Origin of the sequence: Mesorhizobium sp. AA22, assembly GCF_001672375.2 — a bacterium.
In the GTDB taxonomy this organism is placed as follows: Bacteria; Pseudomonadota; Alphaproteobacteria; order Rhizobiales; family Rhizobiaceae; genus Mesorhizobium; species Mesorhizobium wenxiniae.
The window spans coordinates 5404282-5419726 of record NZ_CP048406.1 but is presented as its reverse complement, the minus strand read 5'-3'; the positions used below and the strand labels follow the sequence as shown (position 1 = coordinate 5419726).

Here is a 15445-nt window from a genome sequence, read left to right as displayed (position 1 = left end):
GGCAAAATCGCACAGCACCTTTGGTTTCTACCGCAATCCCGGCCGGTGGATGTCAGAGCGAACTCCCCGTCTCCTGATCGGTGATGAGGCCGGTGAAGAATCCCTTTTCCAGGAGCTTGGCCATGATGCCGACCTTATTCTTTCCGCCGGAAACAAGGATGCGTTTGGGGATGTTCATTGTGTCGAGAGGGTAAACCCCGACAATGCGTTCATTGACGGGATGGTCGATGAGTTCGGCGTGCCGGTCGAAGAAATAGCCGAGAAAGTTCCCGATCGGTTTCATTCTGAGGATATCGTCGAATTCCTCGTCGGTCATATAACCGACGCTCCGAAGCGTCGAGCTGGTTGTGCCGCCGACGCTCATCAGCGCAAGGTCGGCGTTCAGTGCCTTCTGGATAACCTCGCGCGCGCTCGGTTGCTGCAGGATCGTCTCGCGGCTGTCGCGGCTGTCGCAGATGATGGGTCCGGGGAGATAATAGGATTCGGCCTGGGTGCGCTGGGCAAAGACGGCGGCGGCGTCGTATTTGTCGATCGACGACCGGCGCGACAGAGAGCCGAGAAGCGGTACGACGGTAACGTTCCTGAGGGCCACCGGTTCGATGTTGGAGGCGAGCCATCTCATGGTTCGGCCCCACGCCATGGCGACCGTCATGTCGTCCCTGAGCAGCGTCTCGACGGTCTGCGCGGCATAGATGCCGATCACTTCGGCGAGCCCGAGCTCCGACCCGGTATCGTTCGGTGTGACGCTGCATATGTCGAGCCGGTACTTCCGCCTGAGCTGTTCTTCCATTTCGAGCGCCTGGGACGTCCCGGCGTTGATGCGGATCGAGACGATGCCGCGCTCCTTCGCCTCGGCCAGCAACCTGTGGATCTTGGTGCGGTTGATCTGCAGCCGCTCGGCGATGGCCTGCTGCGTTTCGCCCAACACGAAATACTGATGGGCTACCCGTGCCAGGAGACCGATCGACGTCATGAGGGTCCTCCGATGCTGGTGGCGCACCCATCCGAATGCCGCTGTAGCCGGCCAACAAGTGCTTGCCACAGACAGGATGACAATATAGCATTTGAACAAATGCACAAGATATGAACATTTGTGGATCGCAAAACGAAGCGGTTCGGGAGGAACGCGTGCGGGTTGCCCAAGCCAGACGTTTCGTCGTTTCGGATCACCCGCTGCCCTGGCTGCTGCCGCTGGTGGCGATCCTGCTTGTCTTCACGGTCTACCCCCTGATCTACAACGTCTGGCTGAGCTTCCATGAGTTCGTCCCGCGCCGACGGGCGCTCGAATTCGTCGGAACGGAAAACTGGGTGCAGCTCTGGAACGACACGCGGTTCTGGCAGTCGCTCGTCATCACCTTCACCTATTTCGCCATCGCACTGGTCTTTGAACTGGTGCTCGGCATGGCGATCGCGCTGCTCCTCGACAGCGACGGCTTCGGTTTCGGATTCCTGCGAGGCGTCCTGACAATGACGCTTGTCATCCCGCCGGCCATCGTCGGCATGATGTATCTGCTGATGGAGGACCCGCAGTTCGGGGTGATCAGCTACGTGCTGCAGTCGATCGGCCTGCTCAATCCGAACAACCCTATCCTCGCCACGGCGTCGACCGCGCTAGCCGGCGTTCTCGTCGCGGAAATCTGGCAGTGGACGCCGTTCATGGTCCTCATCTTCCTTGCCGGTCTCAGGGCGCTGCCGCCGGAGCCTTACGAGGCCGCGATGATCGACGGCGCGTCGTCGTTCCAGATTTTCCGGCGCATCACCCTGCCGATGATGTCGAAGGTGATCGCAATCGCCGTGCTGGTCCGCGGCATCGATCTCTTCCGCGTCTTCGATTATGTCTTCGTCATGACGTCCGGCGGGCCGGGAGCGTCAACCTACTCGCTGTCCCTCTATGCATGGCAGCAGACGTTCAGCTTCGTAAAATGGGGCTATGGAGCCACGCTCAGTCTCGTCACCCTGGTGATCATCCTGGTCATTGCCAATCTCTTCATCCGTATCGCCAAGGTGAGATGGTAAAATGAACGGCTCCTTCTCAACGCGCATGCTTCGCACCATCGCCGCCTGGGTTGTGGTCGCAGTCTTCTTCTTTCCGATCTACTACTGGACGTCGGTGGCGTTCAAACACGGCAATGACATCTTCAACCGGCCGCCGAAACTGATCGCCTTCACGCCGACCTTCGACAATTTCCAGAAGGTGTTCGGGATTTCGCTGGGCAGCGGCGGCATCACCGTGACGCCGGGCGGCGGCAACTTCTACATGGCGCCCCGCGTCTGGGATTCGATCGTGATCGCGACGCTGTCGACCGTGCTCGCCGTCGCCATCGCCACGCTTGCCGCCTATGCCCTATCGCGAATGAACTTCCGCGGCCGGCACAGTTTTGTCGGATGGGTGTTGTCGACGCGCATGATGCCACCCGTCGCGGTCGCGGTTCCGATGTTCTTCATCTACAAGAATTTCGGTCTCATCGACACCTATACCGGCATGGTGCTGATCCACGCGCTGATGAACCTGCCGCTCGCCGTCCTACTGATGAAGAGCTTCTTCGACGACATTCCGTCGGAGATCGACGAGAGCGCCATTGTCGATGGCGCCAGCCGGTTCATGATCTTCCGGCGGATCGTGCTGCCGATGGCCAAGGGCGGCATCGCCGCCACGGCGGTCCTCTGCTTCATCTTCAGCTGGACCGAATTCCTGTTTGCGCTGACCCTGACCACCACGTCTGTCAAGACCGTGCCTGTCGTCTCGTCGACCTTCGTCACCTCGATCGGCACCGCTTGGGGCAACATGGCCGCGCTTGGCGCCGCATCCATCATTCCCGCTTTCATCTTCATTCTATTGGTTCAAAAGCACCTCGTGCGCGGTCTCACGATGGGATCGTTGAAACAATAGATGGGAGGCTCGAATTCGCAGCCTTGTGAAAATCGCGAATTAAACCGGAGGAGTAGACAATGAAAGACAGCATCAGAAAGGCGCATCTTGCCTCTGTCACCGATCGCTTCGTTCGCGGACAGATGGACCGGCGCTCGTTTCTTCGCGTAGCAAGCATTCTCGGCCTCGGCGCCGGCGCGCTCGGCATGGGCCTGGGACGACGTCCGTTCTACGGCATCAGCCAGGCATCGGCTCAGGAACAGGAACTGAAGCCCAGCGCCGAAATCACCAAGTGGCTCTCGGATGTCGGCAAGCCCTTTGCCGGAACGACCCTTCGTCTCGCCACCGAATCGACGCCGCCGTCGAATGCCATCGCCACGCAACTCAAGCAGTATTTCGAGGAGGCTACCGGCATCAAGGTCGAGATCGAAGTTCTGCCGCTCGAGCAGGTGCTGCAGAAGCTGACGCTCGACGTGGCGTCGAGCCTCGGCACTTACGACCTCTACTATATCGACCAGAGCTGGGCGGCGAGCTTCAGCCAGGACGTCTTCGATCCGCGCGAGCAGCTCAAGAACGCTGATCTGGCAATGCCGAACTACAACATCGACGACTTCCTGAAGCCGCTCGTCGACGGTATCGCCATGTACGAGGACCGCATGGTCGGCGTGCCCTATGACATCCCGATCTTCATCATGCAGTACCGCAAGGACGTCTGGGACGAGCTCAAGCTGCCGCCTCCGGCCACGCTGGACGATTTGCTGAAGGCGTCTGCGGCGATCACCGACGCCAAGGGCCCGAACATGTACGGCACCAGCGGCCAGATGAAATCGGGCCATTACAGCCTCGAATGCGATTGGACGGCGTGGCTTTGGGGCCATGGCGGTTCGATTTTCGGCCCCGACGGCAAATTCACCGGCAATGACGAAGCTGGCCTGGCCGCCATGGCCTACTGGGACAAGCTCAAGGCGACGATGCCGCCCGGCGTCGACGGCTGGACATGGGATGGCGAGGGCCAGTCGGTCGGCCAGGGCGTCGCCGCCTCGATGCTCTCTTGGGGCGAATTCTTCCCGTTCTTCGACGATCCCAAGGCTTCCAAGGTCTCCGGTCTGATGGAAGCGATGGTTCCACCGAAACCTGCCGCCACGCCACGCACGGTCGAACAGACCGGATTCGGCGAAATTCCAGGCGTTGGTCACCAGGGCGGTTCTTCGCTCGCGGTGTCGAAATACTCGAAGAGCCCAGACGCTGCCTGGATTTTCATGCAGTGGGCGACCTCAGCCGATACCCAGGCGCTGATAACCGTTCTCGGCGGCGGTACGGGGCCAACGCGCACCAGCGTCTATGATGATCCGCGCGTGCTGGCCAATGCGCGTGTCGGCGCCGGCACGACCCGCCATTTGCCGGTCGTGCGCGACACCATCGCCAACTACATGGGATCCGAGCCCGACCTGCCGGCGTGGGCAGAACTCTCGAGCGATATGATCCCCGTTGCGCTGGGCAAATACTTCGCCGGCCAGTCGGGCTCGGCCAAGGAGTCGCTCGACGCCCTGAAAACCCAGGTCGACGATCTCGTCGCCAAGGGCTGAGTGTTCCGGGGTGGCGGCCTTGGGCCGCCACCCCGGGTATCGACAATTCCCATGAGGAAAAACAATGGCTGGAAAACAGCTCGTAGCAGTGACAGGAGCCAGTTCTGGTATCGGCGAAGCGGTCGCCAAGGTGTTTTCGCGCGCCGGCCATCCAGTTCTCATGATGGCCCGCCGTCTGGAGCGCATGGAGGCGCTGAACCTGCCTGACAGTATGGCCCGGCAGGTTGATGTCCGGGACCGCGCCGCAATTGCGGCCGCCGTGAAGGAGGCGGAAGCCGAATACGGACCGGTCGACATGCTCTTTGCCAATGCCGGCATCGCGCGTCTTGCCGATATAGGCCGCCAGCCGCCCGAGGAATGGGACGAGATGATCGACATCAACACGAAGGGCGTGCTGAATTCGGTCCACGCCGTGATGGCGGGCATGATGGCGCGCCGTCATGGAACGCTGTTCATGATGAGTTCGATCGCTGGCCGGAAGGTCTATCCGGACCATACGGTTTACTGCGGGACGAAATTCTTCGTTCACGCCGTGTCGGAGTCGCTGCGCGACTATCTTTCCGACTATGACGTCCGCGTGGTCGTGCTTTCGCCCGGGGTGATCGAAACCGAAGTTCTGAGCGGCGTCCTCGATCCGCAGACGCTCGCCAACTACAAGGCCAACAAGCTCAAGATCGGTGGCGGGATCGGGCCCGAGCACGTGGCTGACCTTATGCTGCACACCTACCAGATGCCGCAGAACGCCCTCGTGCAGGAAATCGTCATCACGCCGACAAGGCAGAAATACTGACGATCCGAATCCGGGCTTCTGGAGAGAGCGAATGGCTACCGTAGAATATAGGAACATCGCCAAGAATTTCGGGCATGTCGAGGTGATGAAGGACGTCTCCTTCGGCATTGCCGACCGCGAATTCGTCGTGCTTCTTGGGCCGTCGGGCTGCGGAAAGACCACGCTTCTGCGCATGACAGCAGGGCTCGAGAGCGTGACCTACGGCGATCTGTTGATCGGCGACAGGCGGGTCAATGACGTTCACCCGCGCGATCGCGATATCGCGATGGTGTTCCAGAACTACGCGCTTTATCCGACAATGAAGGTGTTCGACAATATCGGCTTCAGTCTCGAAGTGGCGAAAGTGCCAAAGGCGGAGATCAGGAAGAAGGTCGAATGGGCGGCGGAAATCCTGAATCTCACGCCCTATCTCGGGCGCTATCCCAAGGAACTGTCGGGTGGCCAGCGCCAGCGCGTCGCCATGGGCCGCGCCATGGTGCGGAATGCCGCCGTCTTCCTTTTCGACGAACCGCTCTCCAATCTCGACGCGAAGCTGCGCACGCATATGCGCGTGGAAATCCGCCAACTCCACAATCGTCTCGGCACGACCACGATCTACGTCACCCATGACCAGATCGAGGCGATGACGATGGCTGACAAGATCGTGCTGATGCACGCCGGCAGGATCATGCAGATCGGCACGCCCGACGAGGTCTATGAGCGCCCGAACTCGAAATATGTCGCCGATTTCATCGGCTCGCCGTCGATGAATTTCATCGCTGGCGCTGTGGAGACCGCGGGCGGCAGTCCTCGCTTCGTCGCCGAAGGCGTGTCGATCGGCCTCTCACCGGAGATCAAGGCGAAGCCAGGCCAAAAGGTCATCATGGGCGTCCGGCCGCACGATCTCGGCATTTCGGATACGGGTGAGATCAAGGGCGAGGTCGTGCTGTCCGAAACGACCGGCGCGGATGTTCAGATCCATTTGCGCGTGGCGGGATATGACGCTGTCGCCGTGGTGCCGCGTGACGAGCGCCGCAACGCCGGCGCCGCGATAAATCTTTCGGTACTGCCGGGCAAAGTGCACCTCTTCGATGCGGCCACGGAACTGCGTGTGGCCTGAGGAGATCAGCGATAAAGGCGTCGATGTGACCCGGCAGCGTGCGCGCTGCCTCAGCCCTTTAGGCGGAGATAGTCAGCCAGGGCCACTGCGTTGTTATGCACGTCGTCCTGGGCGCCGTAGAGCAGCGTCACCCGGCCATTGTCGAGGAGCGCGCGCAATTGGCCGACCGCGTCGCTGTTCCTGTCGAGCTCGCCGCGATATCGCTGCTGGAATTCCATCCAGCGCGTCGGCTCGTGGCCGAACCATTTGCGCAATTCATCGCTTGGCGCGACGGTCTTCAGCCATAGCGTCAGCGCGGCGTCTTCTTTGCGGACGCCGCGCGGCCATACGCGGTCTATGAGCACCCGCTGGCCATCGCCAGGCGAAGGCGGCTCGTAGATGCGCTTGACCTTGATATCGAGTTTCATTGCCAACTCCGGGGTTGATCGCCGTGACGGTTTGTTGGCGGCTCCTTACGCCCACTCGCCCTTACGCATAACCGGCACGCGGCTGCCGTCCTTGCCGACGCCGTCGATGTCGATCCTGTCCGAACCGATCATCCAGTCGATATGGATGAAGCTCTTGTTGCCGCCACGCGTCCCGATCTCCTCCTGGCTGAGCGAGGCGCCGTCGACGAAGCACTTCGAATAGCACTGGCCGAGCGCGATGTGGCAGGCGGCGTTCTCGTCGAACAGCGTGTTGAAGAACAGCAGGCCGCTCGCCGAGATCGGCGAGGAATGCGGCACCAGCGCGACCTCGCCGAGCCGGCGCGCACCCTCGTCGGTGTCGAGCACCTTCTTCAGCACGTCCTCGCCCTTCGAAGCCTTTGCCTCGACGATCCTGCCTTCCTCGAAGCGCACCGAGATCTCGTCGATCAGCGTGCCTTGGTAAGACAACGGCTTGGTCGAGGAGACATGCCCCTCGACGCGCCTGGCATGCGGCGTGGTGAAGACCTCCTCGGTCGGGATGTTTGGGTTGCAGGTGATACCGTTCCTGGCGGTCGAAGCGCCGCCCATCCATTCATGGCCGTCCGCCAGCCCGACGGTGAGATCAGTTCCCGGCCCGGTAAAATGCAGCGCATGGAAATTATGGCCGTTCAGCCATTCTGTCCGGCTCTTCAGTGCCGCATTGTGCGCCGTCCAGTTGCCGATCGGATCCTCCACATCCACCCGCGAGGCGGCAAAGATCGCGTCGGCGAGTTTTGCCACGGCGACGTCGTCGGTATCGCCCGGAAACACCTGCTTGGCCCAGGCCAGGTCGGGATAGGCGACGATGTTCCAGTTGATGTCGAAGCCGGTGATCTTTTCCAGCGCCGGCTGGTAGGCGATGGAATTCGCCTTGTTGGCACGCGCTACTTTGGCCGGATCCTGTGCCGACAGCAGCATGGGGTCCTCGCCGCGCACGGCAAGCCGCGCCGCATTGTTGGCGAAGGCCTTCGCCATCCCCTCATAGAGCCAGCCGGCGGCGTGGTCGAAGCCGGCATCGGCCCCGTAGCGGAAGCGCGCCAGCGTCATCTCGTCGTCATTGAAAATGGGCGTCACCAGGCCGGCGCCGGCTCTGTAGGCATGCTCGACGATCCGTCGCGTCAAAGGCAGCGCTGCGATCGACGATGTCAGCACCAGATCCTGCCCCGGCTGCAATTGCAGTCCAACCTTGATGGCGACTTCGGCCAGCCTATCGAGCTTCACCGGGTCGATCGTTGCGGAAACGCCGCGCGAATGTGTGGTCATGATCCTGCCTGTCGCGATGTGGGGTCTGGTTCCTACATAGATCGCCGCCCCTGAGCTTTCCACCGCGATTGCACGGGGCAGGTTCAGTTCGCGCTGGTGTGCGACCCGAATTGCGCCATCGTTGCCGCTGTTTCCTCGCGGATCCAGATCTTGAAATCCCTGACCTTGCGGCTTTCGGTCTTGGCGGCGGAGGTCACCAGCCAGTAGCCCAGCCCGCTTTTGGCGCGGACTCCGAAGGGCGCGACAAGGCGGCCGTCGGCAAGCGCGTCGGCGGCCAGCAATTGCCAGCCGAGCATGACGCCGTGTCCGGCGATCGCCGATTCCAAGCAAAGCATCGGGTCGGTGAAGCGCGCGCCTTTAAGGAAGGTCACCGGCTTTACCCCGGCGGCCTCAAACCAGCTTTCCCAAGTGATCATCGACCTTTCGTCGGTGATCGCGCACGTCAAGGCGAGGTCTTCGATCGATTTCAGTTTGTTGGCGATCACCGGGGCGCAGACCGGGAAGACCTCCTGCGCCAGCAGCAGTTCCGCGCGCCCGCCCGGCCATTTGCCGTCGCCAAGGCGGATGGCTATGTCGATATCGGAGCGGTCGAGATCGGCGATCCGCACTGAGGCGTCGATGCGCAAAAGCACGTCCGGATGCCGGGCGAAGTGGCGTGACAGTCTTGGTAACAGCCACTTCGACGCAAAGGCCGGCGCCACCGAAACCACCAGCGTGCATTGCGATGCCTTGTCGGCGAGCGCTATCGCCTGGGCGAGTTCGCGAAACCCTGCCCCGAGCCGGGCGGCGAAGACGGCGCCGAACTCGGTGAGCACGAGACCACTTGCCGTTCGCTCGAACAGCGCCTGGCCGAGTTGCTCTTCCGTCCGCTTGACCTGCTGGCTGACGGCACTAGCGGACACGTTGAGTTCGCTCGCCGCAGCCGAAAGCGATCCCAGACGCGCGACGGTTTCCACGGCGCGCAGGCCGTTGAGGTGGACGCGGTTCAGCATGGCCATACAGTTTTTCTAAACCGACACGATTGAAATCTCAATTGAAACATACGGCGGAAGGGCAGATTTTAAGGAAACAGCCAGACCTATCGAGGAAAATCCGATGAAGATTTTATTATTGTTCAGGGGCTTTTCCGTTGCCGGCGCGCGGCAAAGCCGGTCGCATGAAAGTGAGACCACCCGATGGGCGACCGATCCGCTGTCGCATCCTGTGCTCGACACCATGTCGGAGCGCGAACTCGCTGACGTGCCGTTCAGGCTGACGGCCCGGCGCACTGCCTACGAGACGGGCATCACAGGTCGCCTGCGGCTAATGAAACAGATTTAGCGGTCCGGCCCTCTGCGGCGGACACCTGCCAACAGCCGTTGCGAGCCGTCCTGGCCCAACACAAGCGGATTGTTTGACAGGCTCGTGCACCTATTGTGCACTGCAATGAAAGCCGCCTCGCCATCCCCTTTGCGTCTCGCCTTCGCCGGCATGATTGCCCTGGCCGTTGCCATGGGCATCGGCCGCTTCGTCTACACGCCGATCCTGCCCGGCATGATGGAGGAACTAGGCCTGTCGCCGGCGGATGCCGGCTGGATCGCATCCGCCAACTATCTCGGCTATCTCTTTGGTGCACTTGCGGCCGTCGGCGGCTGGGCGCACGGTCGTGAGCGCCTGCTGATGCTGGCTGGTCTTGCCGCCACCGCAGTCCTCACCGGGCTGATGGGCCTGGCCGAAACGATGGCGGCGTTTCTCGTCATCCGGTTTCTTGCCGGTCTGGCTAGCGCTTTTGTCTTGGTGTTCATGTCCAGCATCGTTTTCGGCCATCTGGCCGCGGCCGGCCGAAACGACCTGCAGGCGCTGCATTTCGGCGGCGTCGGTCTCGGCATAGCGGCGTCCTCGGCGCTGATGGAAAGCCTCGTCACCGCACAAGCCGCTTGGGCGGCGGGCTGGTTCTGGTCCGCCGTGATCTCAGCCGGCGCCTTTGCCCTCGTGGCACTGCTGCTCGGCAGCACTGCGACCGCCAACGGAGCCGATGGTCGCGAACCGGCGCTGCCGAAGGATCGGTCGCTGGTGAAGATCATTGTCGCCTATGGGCTGTTCGGCTTCGGCTATATCGTGACGGCGACATTTCTGGTCGCCATCGTCCGGCAGGGCGGCGGAAGCCGCGTCTTCGAAGCCATGGTCTGGATGGTCACCGGCCTTGCCGGGATACCCTCGGTCTGGCTTTGGCAGAAGATTGCGGGAAAGATCGGGCTCTACCAGGCTTATGCCTTCGGGTGCCTCGTCGAGGTCGTCGGTGTGACCTCGAGCGTCGCCGTCGGCGGACAAATTGGGCCGCTGCTCGGCGGGTTTCTGCTTGGCGGGACCTTCATCGCCATCACCGCGCTCGGCCTGCAGACCGGAAGGCAGCTTGCCCCGCAAGCGCCACGCCGGGTCCTAGCGTTGATGACGGCCTCGTTCGGCCTCGGTCAGATCATCGGTCCGATCGTTGCCGGGCTGCTTGCGCAAGCCTCGGGCGACTTCTTCCTCGCATCGATCATGGCCGCCGCCGTCCTGCTTGTCTCAGGCGCGATCACGTGGTCGGCTGCGCCAAAATCGCCATGATTGTGGTCTTGCTCGGGGTCGGGCATCGCGCACCGGCCATTTTCATTCCGATCGATGTGTGACCTTATGCCCGCTGAACAGCAACGCCGCTGATTTGCGCATCGACCGAGGATTTCCCCACCGTGTTCGTATCCTTCTTCCCGCAGCCGAAGCTGTTCTTCATTTCGGCCGTCGCATGGAGCCTTCTGCTCGTCATCCTGTGGTTCTTGGGCGGCGAACACCTTGGCACGATGCTTGGCATGCCGCCGGTCGATCCGCAGGCGCCTATCATAAGCCCATTGAGATTCCTGGTGCCGTCATTCCTCTGGTTTTACGGGTACTTTTTCGCGGGTATCGCTTTATTTTATCTTTTCTGGGCGCTGTATGCCCCACATCCTTGGCAAAACTGGTCGATCCTTGGCTCCGGCCTGGTCATTTTCGTCACCAATTTCATTGTGCAGATAAGCGTGGCGCTAAATGATTGGCGTGGCATGTTTTACGACATGGTGCAGAAGGCGCTTACCACGCCTGGATCCGTTACGCCGGCCGAGCTTTACTACGGAGTGTGGCAGTTCCTGTCTTTGGCTCTGGTTTATATGAGCATTGCCGTTCTGAATGTTTTCTTCGTCAGGCATTATGTCTTCCGCTGGCGCACGGCGATGAACGATTACTTTACCGCTTATTGGCCGAGGCTGCGCCATATCGAAGGGGCGTCGCAGCGCGTTCAGGACGACACGATGCGGTTCTCCGGCACGATGCAGGGGCTGGGTGTTAACTTCATCGATTCGGTTATGACCCTAATCGCGTTCCTACCCTTGCTGGCATCCCTTTCCGTTCACGTTCAAACTCTCCCCATAGTTGGAGCAATCCCTTATCCGCTGGTCATCGCGGCGATCGCTTGGTCGCTGTTCGGCACCAGCTTGCTAGCCGTGGTCGGCATCAAGCTACCCGGGCTGGAATTTCGTAATCAGCGTGTTGAAGCCGCTCTGCGCAAGGAGCTTGTCCTTGGTGAGGACGATACGGCACGAGCTCAGCCACCAACGCTGGCTGAGCTTTTCAGAAATGTTCGGAAGAACTACTTCACGTTGTACGCTCATTATGTCTACTTCGACATGGTTCGCTATCTATATCTCCAAGTTGACAACGTTTTCGCTACCCTCATTCTTGTTCCTACCTTAGCTATTGGTAAGATAACCTTTGGGATTTTTCAGCAAATTGTCACCGCGTTTTCCCAAGTCGCCAGTTCGTTCCAATATCTCGTGAATTCCTGGCCGACCATCGTCGAGCTGATATCCATCTACAAGCGCCTGCGCGCGTTCGAGGCGACGCTTGAAGGCGCGCCGCTACCGGAAATCGACCAGGACTATTTGGAGCGAGAGCGAGCCGGCTTGCGCCCTGAAGATCAGCCGGTAAGTTGAGGAGTAGCGGGCGGCGAGCGCTTCCGGTTCAGCCGCCCACCGACGCCCGCTTCCGGTTCAGCCGCCCACCGACGCCCGCTTTTCGCCGTCACGTCGCCGTGAAATAAAGTCGCGATAGCTGATGCACTCGACATCGGGCTTTGTGCAGACCTCGCCGGCGAAGCGCTCCAGCGCATTCCAGTAGGCGCCGTCATTCATCAGCGTGAAGTGGAAGCCGAGTTCCAGCGGAATGCGTTTTCCCTGGTATTGGGCGTCGAAGGCGGCGCGAAAGGCGTCATAGGTCCGGTCGGCGAATTCCTCCGCCTTGCTCGGCCGCTCGAAACCGCCGGAATGCCTGAAATAGAGATTGTAATCCATCGCGATCACCCGCCTTGTGTCGGGACCTTCCGGAATTTGCGGCAGCGAAAAGCGCGTGATGCCGCTCACGGTACGCGGTCGGGCGGGGCCGCGCGCCACACCGCTCGCGTCGAACAGATAGCCCGCCTTTGGCAGCGCCTCGTAGAGCGCCTTGTTCGCCGACAGATAAGGCGCGCGAAAGCCGACCGCCTTACGCGCGATCTTGCGCCAGCCTGCGGGTTCTGGCGCAATGCCGTTGATCGAATAGGCGTTTTCGAGAATGCGCTTGAACGAACCGAACTCGCTCAGCCAGTCGGCCTTGCTCCAGTCCTTGCCGTCGAAATGGCCGCAAGCGTGGCTGCCGATGTCATGACCTTCCGAGACGGCGAGGTCTATCTGCTCGAGCCGGTCAGCGACTTCCTGTTTCGAGGCGGCGAAGCCGATATTGGATTTGCCTGATGTCTTGCGGGGCGCCGTGTATTCCTTGCGCGTCTCCGGCGAGAGCAAGAAGACGCAGGACACGAAATAGGTGAAATGGGCGCCGGTGCGTGCGGCCAGCGCGCGGCTACGCTTCCATTGCGAAATATCGCGGGCGCTGTCGAACGAGATGATGACGGCCTGCTTCGGCGTTACCGGCGCTGGCGGATCGGCGACAGCAGCGTCCGCCGCAGCAAGCGACACAATCGAGAACGCAACAACGCGGGACAAACGAGGCATCGATCTCTGATCTGGATTGTGAGGAGGGTTCGAGCACCAGCTATCGGCGAAATGTGGCGCGGGTGCGGTCGCCCTTTTCAGTCGTCCTTTACATCGCCTGTCCGGCGACTAGCCGATTTTCCGGTCGAACCCCTTCCATGCCGACAAAATTTCGCTAAAACGCGGGGCTCATGTACCCCCCTCAGGGGCAGGAATGGTTTTGATCCATGTCGGACGACAGTTTTATCCGCGAAGTCAACGAAGAGATGCGGCGCGATCAGGCGCATGCGCTATGGGACCGTTTTGGCCCTGCCCTGCTTGCGCTCGCGATACTGGTGGTGGTTGGCACCGCCGCCTTTGTCAGCTATCGCTATTGGGACGAGACCCGCGCCAATCGCTCGGGCGACGCCTTCTCGCAGGCGCTGAAGCTTGCCAATGAGGGCAAGAGCGACGAAGCGCTGGCAGCCCTCGCTGAGCTGGAGAAGGATGGCTACGGCGCCTATCCGTTGCTCGCCCGCATGCGCGCGGCAACTGTCAAGGCGGATAAGGGCGATGTCGCCGCCGCCGTCAAGGACTTCGACGAGGTCGCCGCCGACACGGACATTCCATCAGGCCTTCGCGACATGGCGCGCCTCAGGGCAGCATTGCTGCTCGTCGACCACGGTTCGTTCGCCGATGTCTCGAGCCGCGTCGAGGCGCTCACCGCTGATACCAATCCGCTGCGCCACACGGCGCGCGAAGCGCTCGGCCTTGCCGCCTGGAAGGAAGGCAAGGCGACGGACGCACTGAAACTGTTCGACCAGATCGCCTCGGATGACAGCGCCCCGCGCAACGCGCGCGAGCGGGCGACGTTGATGTCCGAGCTGATCCGTGGGTCGGGCGGCGTGTCGTGACGGATGACGTTCAAAGTCGCCATCATCGGCCGGCCTAACGTCGGCAAATCGACCCTTTTCAATCGGCTGGTGGGAAGGAAGCTGGCGCTTGTCGACGACACGCCAGGCGTCACCCGTGACCGTCGCGTCCATGCCGCCAAGCTCTACGATCTGCATTTCGACGTCATCGACACTGCCGGCTTCGAGGATGCTGCTGCTTCAACGCTGCCGGGCCGCATGCGCGCCCAGACCGAGATCGCCATCCGCGAAGCCGACCTGATCTTTTTCACGATCGATGCCAAGTCCGGGCTGATGCCTGACGACAAGACCTTCGCCGAAATCGTTCGCAAGTCCGGCAAGCCGGTTGTCGTCGTCGCAAACAAGGCGGAGGCGCACGGCGCCCAGGGCGGCATGCTGGAGGCGTGGGAACTCGGCCTTGGCGAGCCGATCCCGGTCTCGGCCGAACACGGCCAGGGCCTGCCCGATTTGCGCGATGCGGTGATCGCCGCACTGGGCGAGGCGCGCGCCTTCGGCGAAGAAGAAGAGGTTGCGGACGAGGAGACCGCCGCTAGCGAGGTGCTGATCGGCGAGGACATCACCGATCCGGATGCCGAGCCGAGCTATGACGATACCAAACCGATGCGCATCGCCGTCGTCGGCCGCCCGAATGCCGGCAAATCGACGCTGATCAACGCGCTGATCGGCGAGGAGCGGCTCTTGACCGGGCCGGAAGCTGGCATCACCCGCGATTCCATCTCCGTTGACTGGGACTGGCATGGCCGCCGCCTCAAACTGTTCGACACCGCCGGCATGCGCCGCAAGGCCAGGATTCACGAAAAGCTGGAAGTGATGTCGGTGCAGGACGGCTTGCGCGCCATCCGCTTTGCCGAGATCGTCATCATCGTGCTCGACGCCACCATTCCCTTCGAGAAGCAGGATCTGCAGATCGCCGACCTGATCATCCGCGAGGGCCGCGCACCGGTGATCGCCTTCAACAAATGGGATATGATCGACCATCCTCAGGAACTCCTGGCGGAACTGCGCGAGAAAACCGAGCGGCTGTTGCCGCAGGCGCGCGGCATGCAGGCGGTGCCGGTCTCGGCCGAGACCGGGCGCGGCCTCGACAAGCTGATGGATGCCGTCATCAGAACGCACAGAGTGTGGAACAGCCGCGTCTCGACCGGCAAGCTCAACCGCTGGCTGGAAGCCATCGTGGCGCATCATCCGCCACCCGCCGTGGCAGGCCGCCGGCTGAAGATAAAATATGTCACCCAGGCCAAGACGCGCCCGCCGGGCTTCGTCGTCTCCTGCTCGCGGCCGGACGCGATGCCGCAATCCTATGTCCGCTATCTCTCGAACAGTCTGCGCGAAGCCTTCGACATGCCAGGCGTGCCGATCCGCATCGCCTTGCGCACCTCGGAAAATCCGTTCGCCGGCAAGGCGAAAAAACGCCGCTGAGCGCTGCGTCTTCTGGGCGCCAGCATCAGGCTACGCTTCGCAGGCGG

Annotated in this window: 15 protein-coding genes; 10 read left to right on the top strand and 5 right to left on the bottom strand. The window is 61.6% G+C overall.

What is annotated here, in order from left to right:
• Positions 1 to 52: 52 nt before the first annotated feature.
• Entirely contained in the window at positions 53 to 973 is a 921-nt protein-coding gene (locus A9K68_RS25920; RefSeq protein ID WP_065010111.1) for a sugar-binding domain-containing protein, read from the bottom strand.
• Between the two features lie 155 nt (positions 974 to 1128).
• On the opposite strand from A9K68_RS25920, the gene A9K68_RS25915 reads away from it, so the two are divergent.
• The 5 genes from A9K68_RS25915 (at position 1129) to ugpC (ending at position 6344) form a co-directional block, all read left to right on the top strand.
• A complete protein-coding gene (locus tag A9K68_RS25915; RefSeq protein ID WP_082982563.1) occupies positions 1129 to 2016 on the top strand; it encodes a sugar ABC transporter permease in 888 nt (295 codons plus the stop codon).
• A gap of 1 nt (position 2017) precedes the next feature.
• Complete coding sequence (locus A9K68_RS25910) at positions 2018 to 2890, top strand: carbohydrate ABC transporter permease (protein WP_029355470.1); 873 nt, start codon at positions 2018 to 2020, stop codon at positions 2888 to 2890.
• Positions 2891 to 2949: 59 nt separating this feature from the next.
• On the top strand, positions 2950 to 4455 hold the full coding sequence (locus tag A9K68_RS25905) for an extracellular solute-binding protein (RefSeq protein WP_065010113.1): 1506 nt from the start codon (positions 2950 to 2952) through the stop codon (positions 4453 to 4455).
• A gap of 64 nt (positions 4456 to 4519) precedes the next feature.
• Positions 4520 to 5245, top strand: a complete 726-nt coding sequence (locus A9K68_RS25900; RefSeq protein WP_065010114.1) for an SDR family oxidoreductase — start codon at positions 4520 to 4522, stop codon at positions 5243 to 5245.
• A gap of 31 nt (positions 5246 to 5276) precedes the next feature.
• The gene (gene ugpC, locus A9K68_RS25895) at positions 5277 to 6344 is read left to right on the top strand and encodes a sn-glycerol-3-phosphate ABC transporter ATP-binding protein UgpC (RefSeq protein WP_065010115.1); all 1068 of its coding nucleotides are present in this window, start codon (positions 5277 to 5279) and stop codon (positions 6342 to 6344) included.
• A 50-nt stretch (positions 6345 to 6394) separates the two neighbouring features.
• Here the strand turns inward: ugpC and A9K68_RS25890 are convergent, their stop codons facing one another.
• The 3 genes from A9K68_RS25890 to A9K68_RS25880 form a co-directional block, all read right to left on the bottom strand.
• Complete coding sequence (locus tag A9K68_RS25890; protein ID WP_065010116.1) at positions 6395 to 6751, bottom strand: DUF488 domain-containing protein; 357 nt, start codon at positions 6749 to 6751, stop codon at positions 6395 to 6397.
• A gap of 45 nt (positions 6752 to 6796) precedes the next feature.
• Positions 6797 to 8053 carry an aminopeptidase gene (locus A9K68_RS25885; protein WP_065010117.1) on the bottom strand — a complete coding sequence of 419 codons (1257 nt, stop codon included), beginning with the start codon at positions 8051 to 8053 and terminating at the stop codon, positions 6797 to 6799.
• Between the two features lie 83 nt (positions 8054 to 8136).
• Positions 8137 to 9051, bottom strand: coding sequence for a LysR substrate-binding domain-containing protein (locus A9K68_RS25880; protein WP_065006169.1), 915 nt, complete (start codon positions 9049 to 9051; stop codon positions 8137 to 8139).
• A gap of 97 nt (positions 9052 to 9148) precedes the next feature.
• On the opposite strand from A9K68_RS25880, the gene A9K68_RS25875 reads away from it, so the two are divergent.
• The 3 genes from A9K68_RS25875 to sbmA all read left to right on the top strand — a co-directional run bounded on the left by A9K68_RS25875 (position 9149) and on the right by sbmA (position 12036).
• Entirely contained in the window at positions 9149 to 9373 is a 225-nt protein-coding gene (locus A9K68_RS25875) for a hypothetical protein (RefSeq protein ID WP_065006170.1), read from the top strand.
• Between the two features lie 105 nt (positions 9374 to 9478).
• Positions 9479 to 10639 carry a YbfB/YjiJ family MFS transporter gene (locus A9K68_RS25870; protein ID WP_065006171.1) on the top strand — a complete coding sequence of 387 codons (1161 nt, stop codon included), beginning with the start codon at positions 9479 to 9481 and terminating at the stop codon, positions 10637 to 10639.
• Between the two features lie 122 nt (positions 10640 to 10761).
• Positions 10762 to 12036, top strand: coding sequence for a peptide antibiotic transporter SbmA (gene sbmA / locus A9K68_RS25865; RefSeq protein ID WP_065006172.1), 1275 nt, complete (start codon positions 10762 to 10764; stop codon positions 12034 to 12036).
• 57 nt (positions 12037 to 12093) lie between these two features.
• Here sbmA and A9K68_RS25860 read toward each other — a convergent pair whose 3' ends face one another.
• On the bottom strand, positions 12094 to 13089 hold the full coding sequence (locus tag A9K68_RS25860; protein WP_065006173.1) for a polysaccharide deacetylase family protein: 996 nt from the start codon (positions 13087 to 13089) through the stop codon (positions 12094 to 12096).
• A 206-nt stretch (positions 13090 to 13295) separates the two neighbouring features.
• Between A9K68_RS25860 and A9K68_RS25855 the strand changes: the two genes are divergently transcribed.
• A complete protein-coding gene (locus A9K68_RS25855; protein ID WP_065006174.1) occupies positions 13296 to 13961 on the top strand; it encodes a tetratricopeptide repeat protein in 666 nt (221 codons plus the stop codon).
• A 3-nt stretch (positions 13962 to 13964) separates the two neighbouring features.
• The gene (der, locus tag A9K68_RS25850; protein WP_065006175.1) at positions 13965 to 15398 is read left to right on the top strand and encodes a ribosome biogenesis GTPase Der; all 1434 of its coding nucleotides are present in this window, start codon (positions 13965 to 13967) and stop codon (positions 15396 to 15398) included.
• Positions 15399 to 15445: the final 47 nt, after the last annotated feature.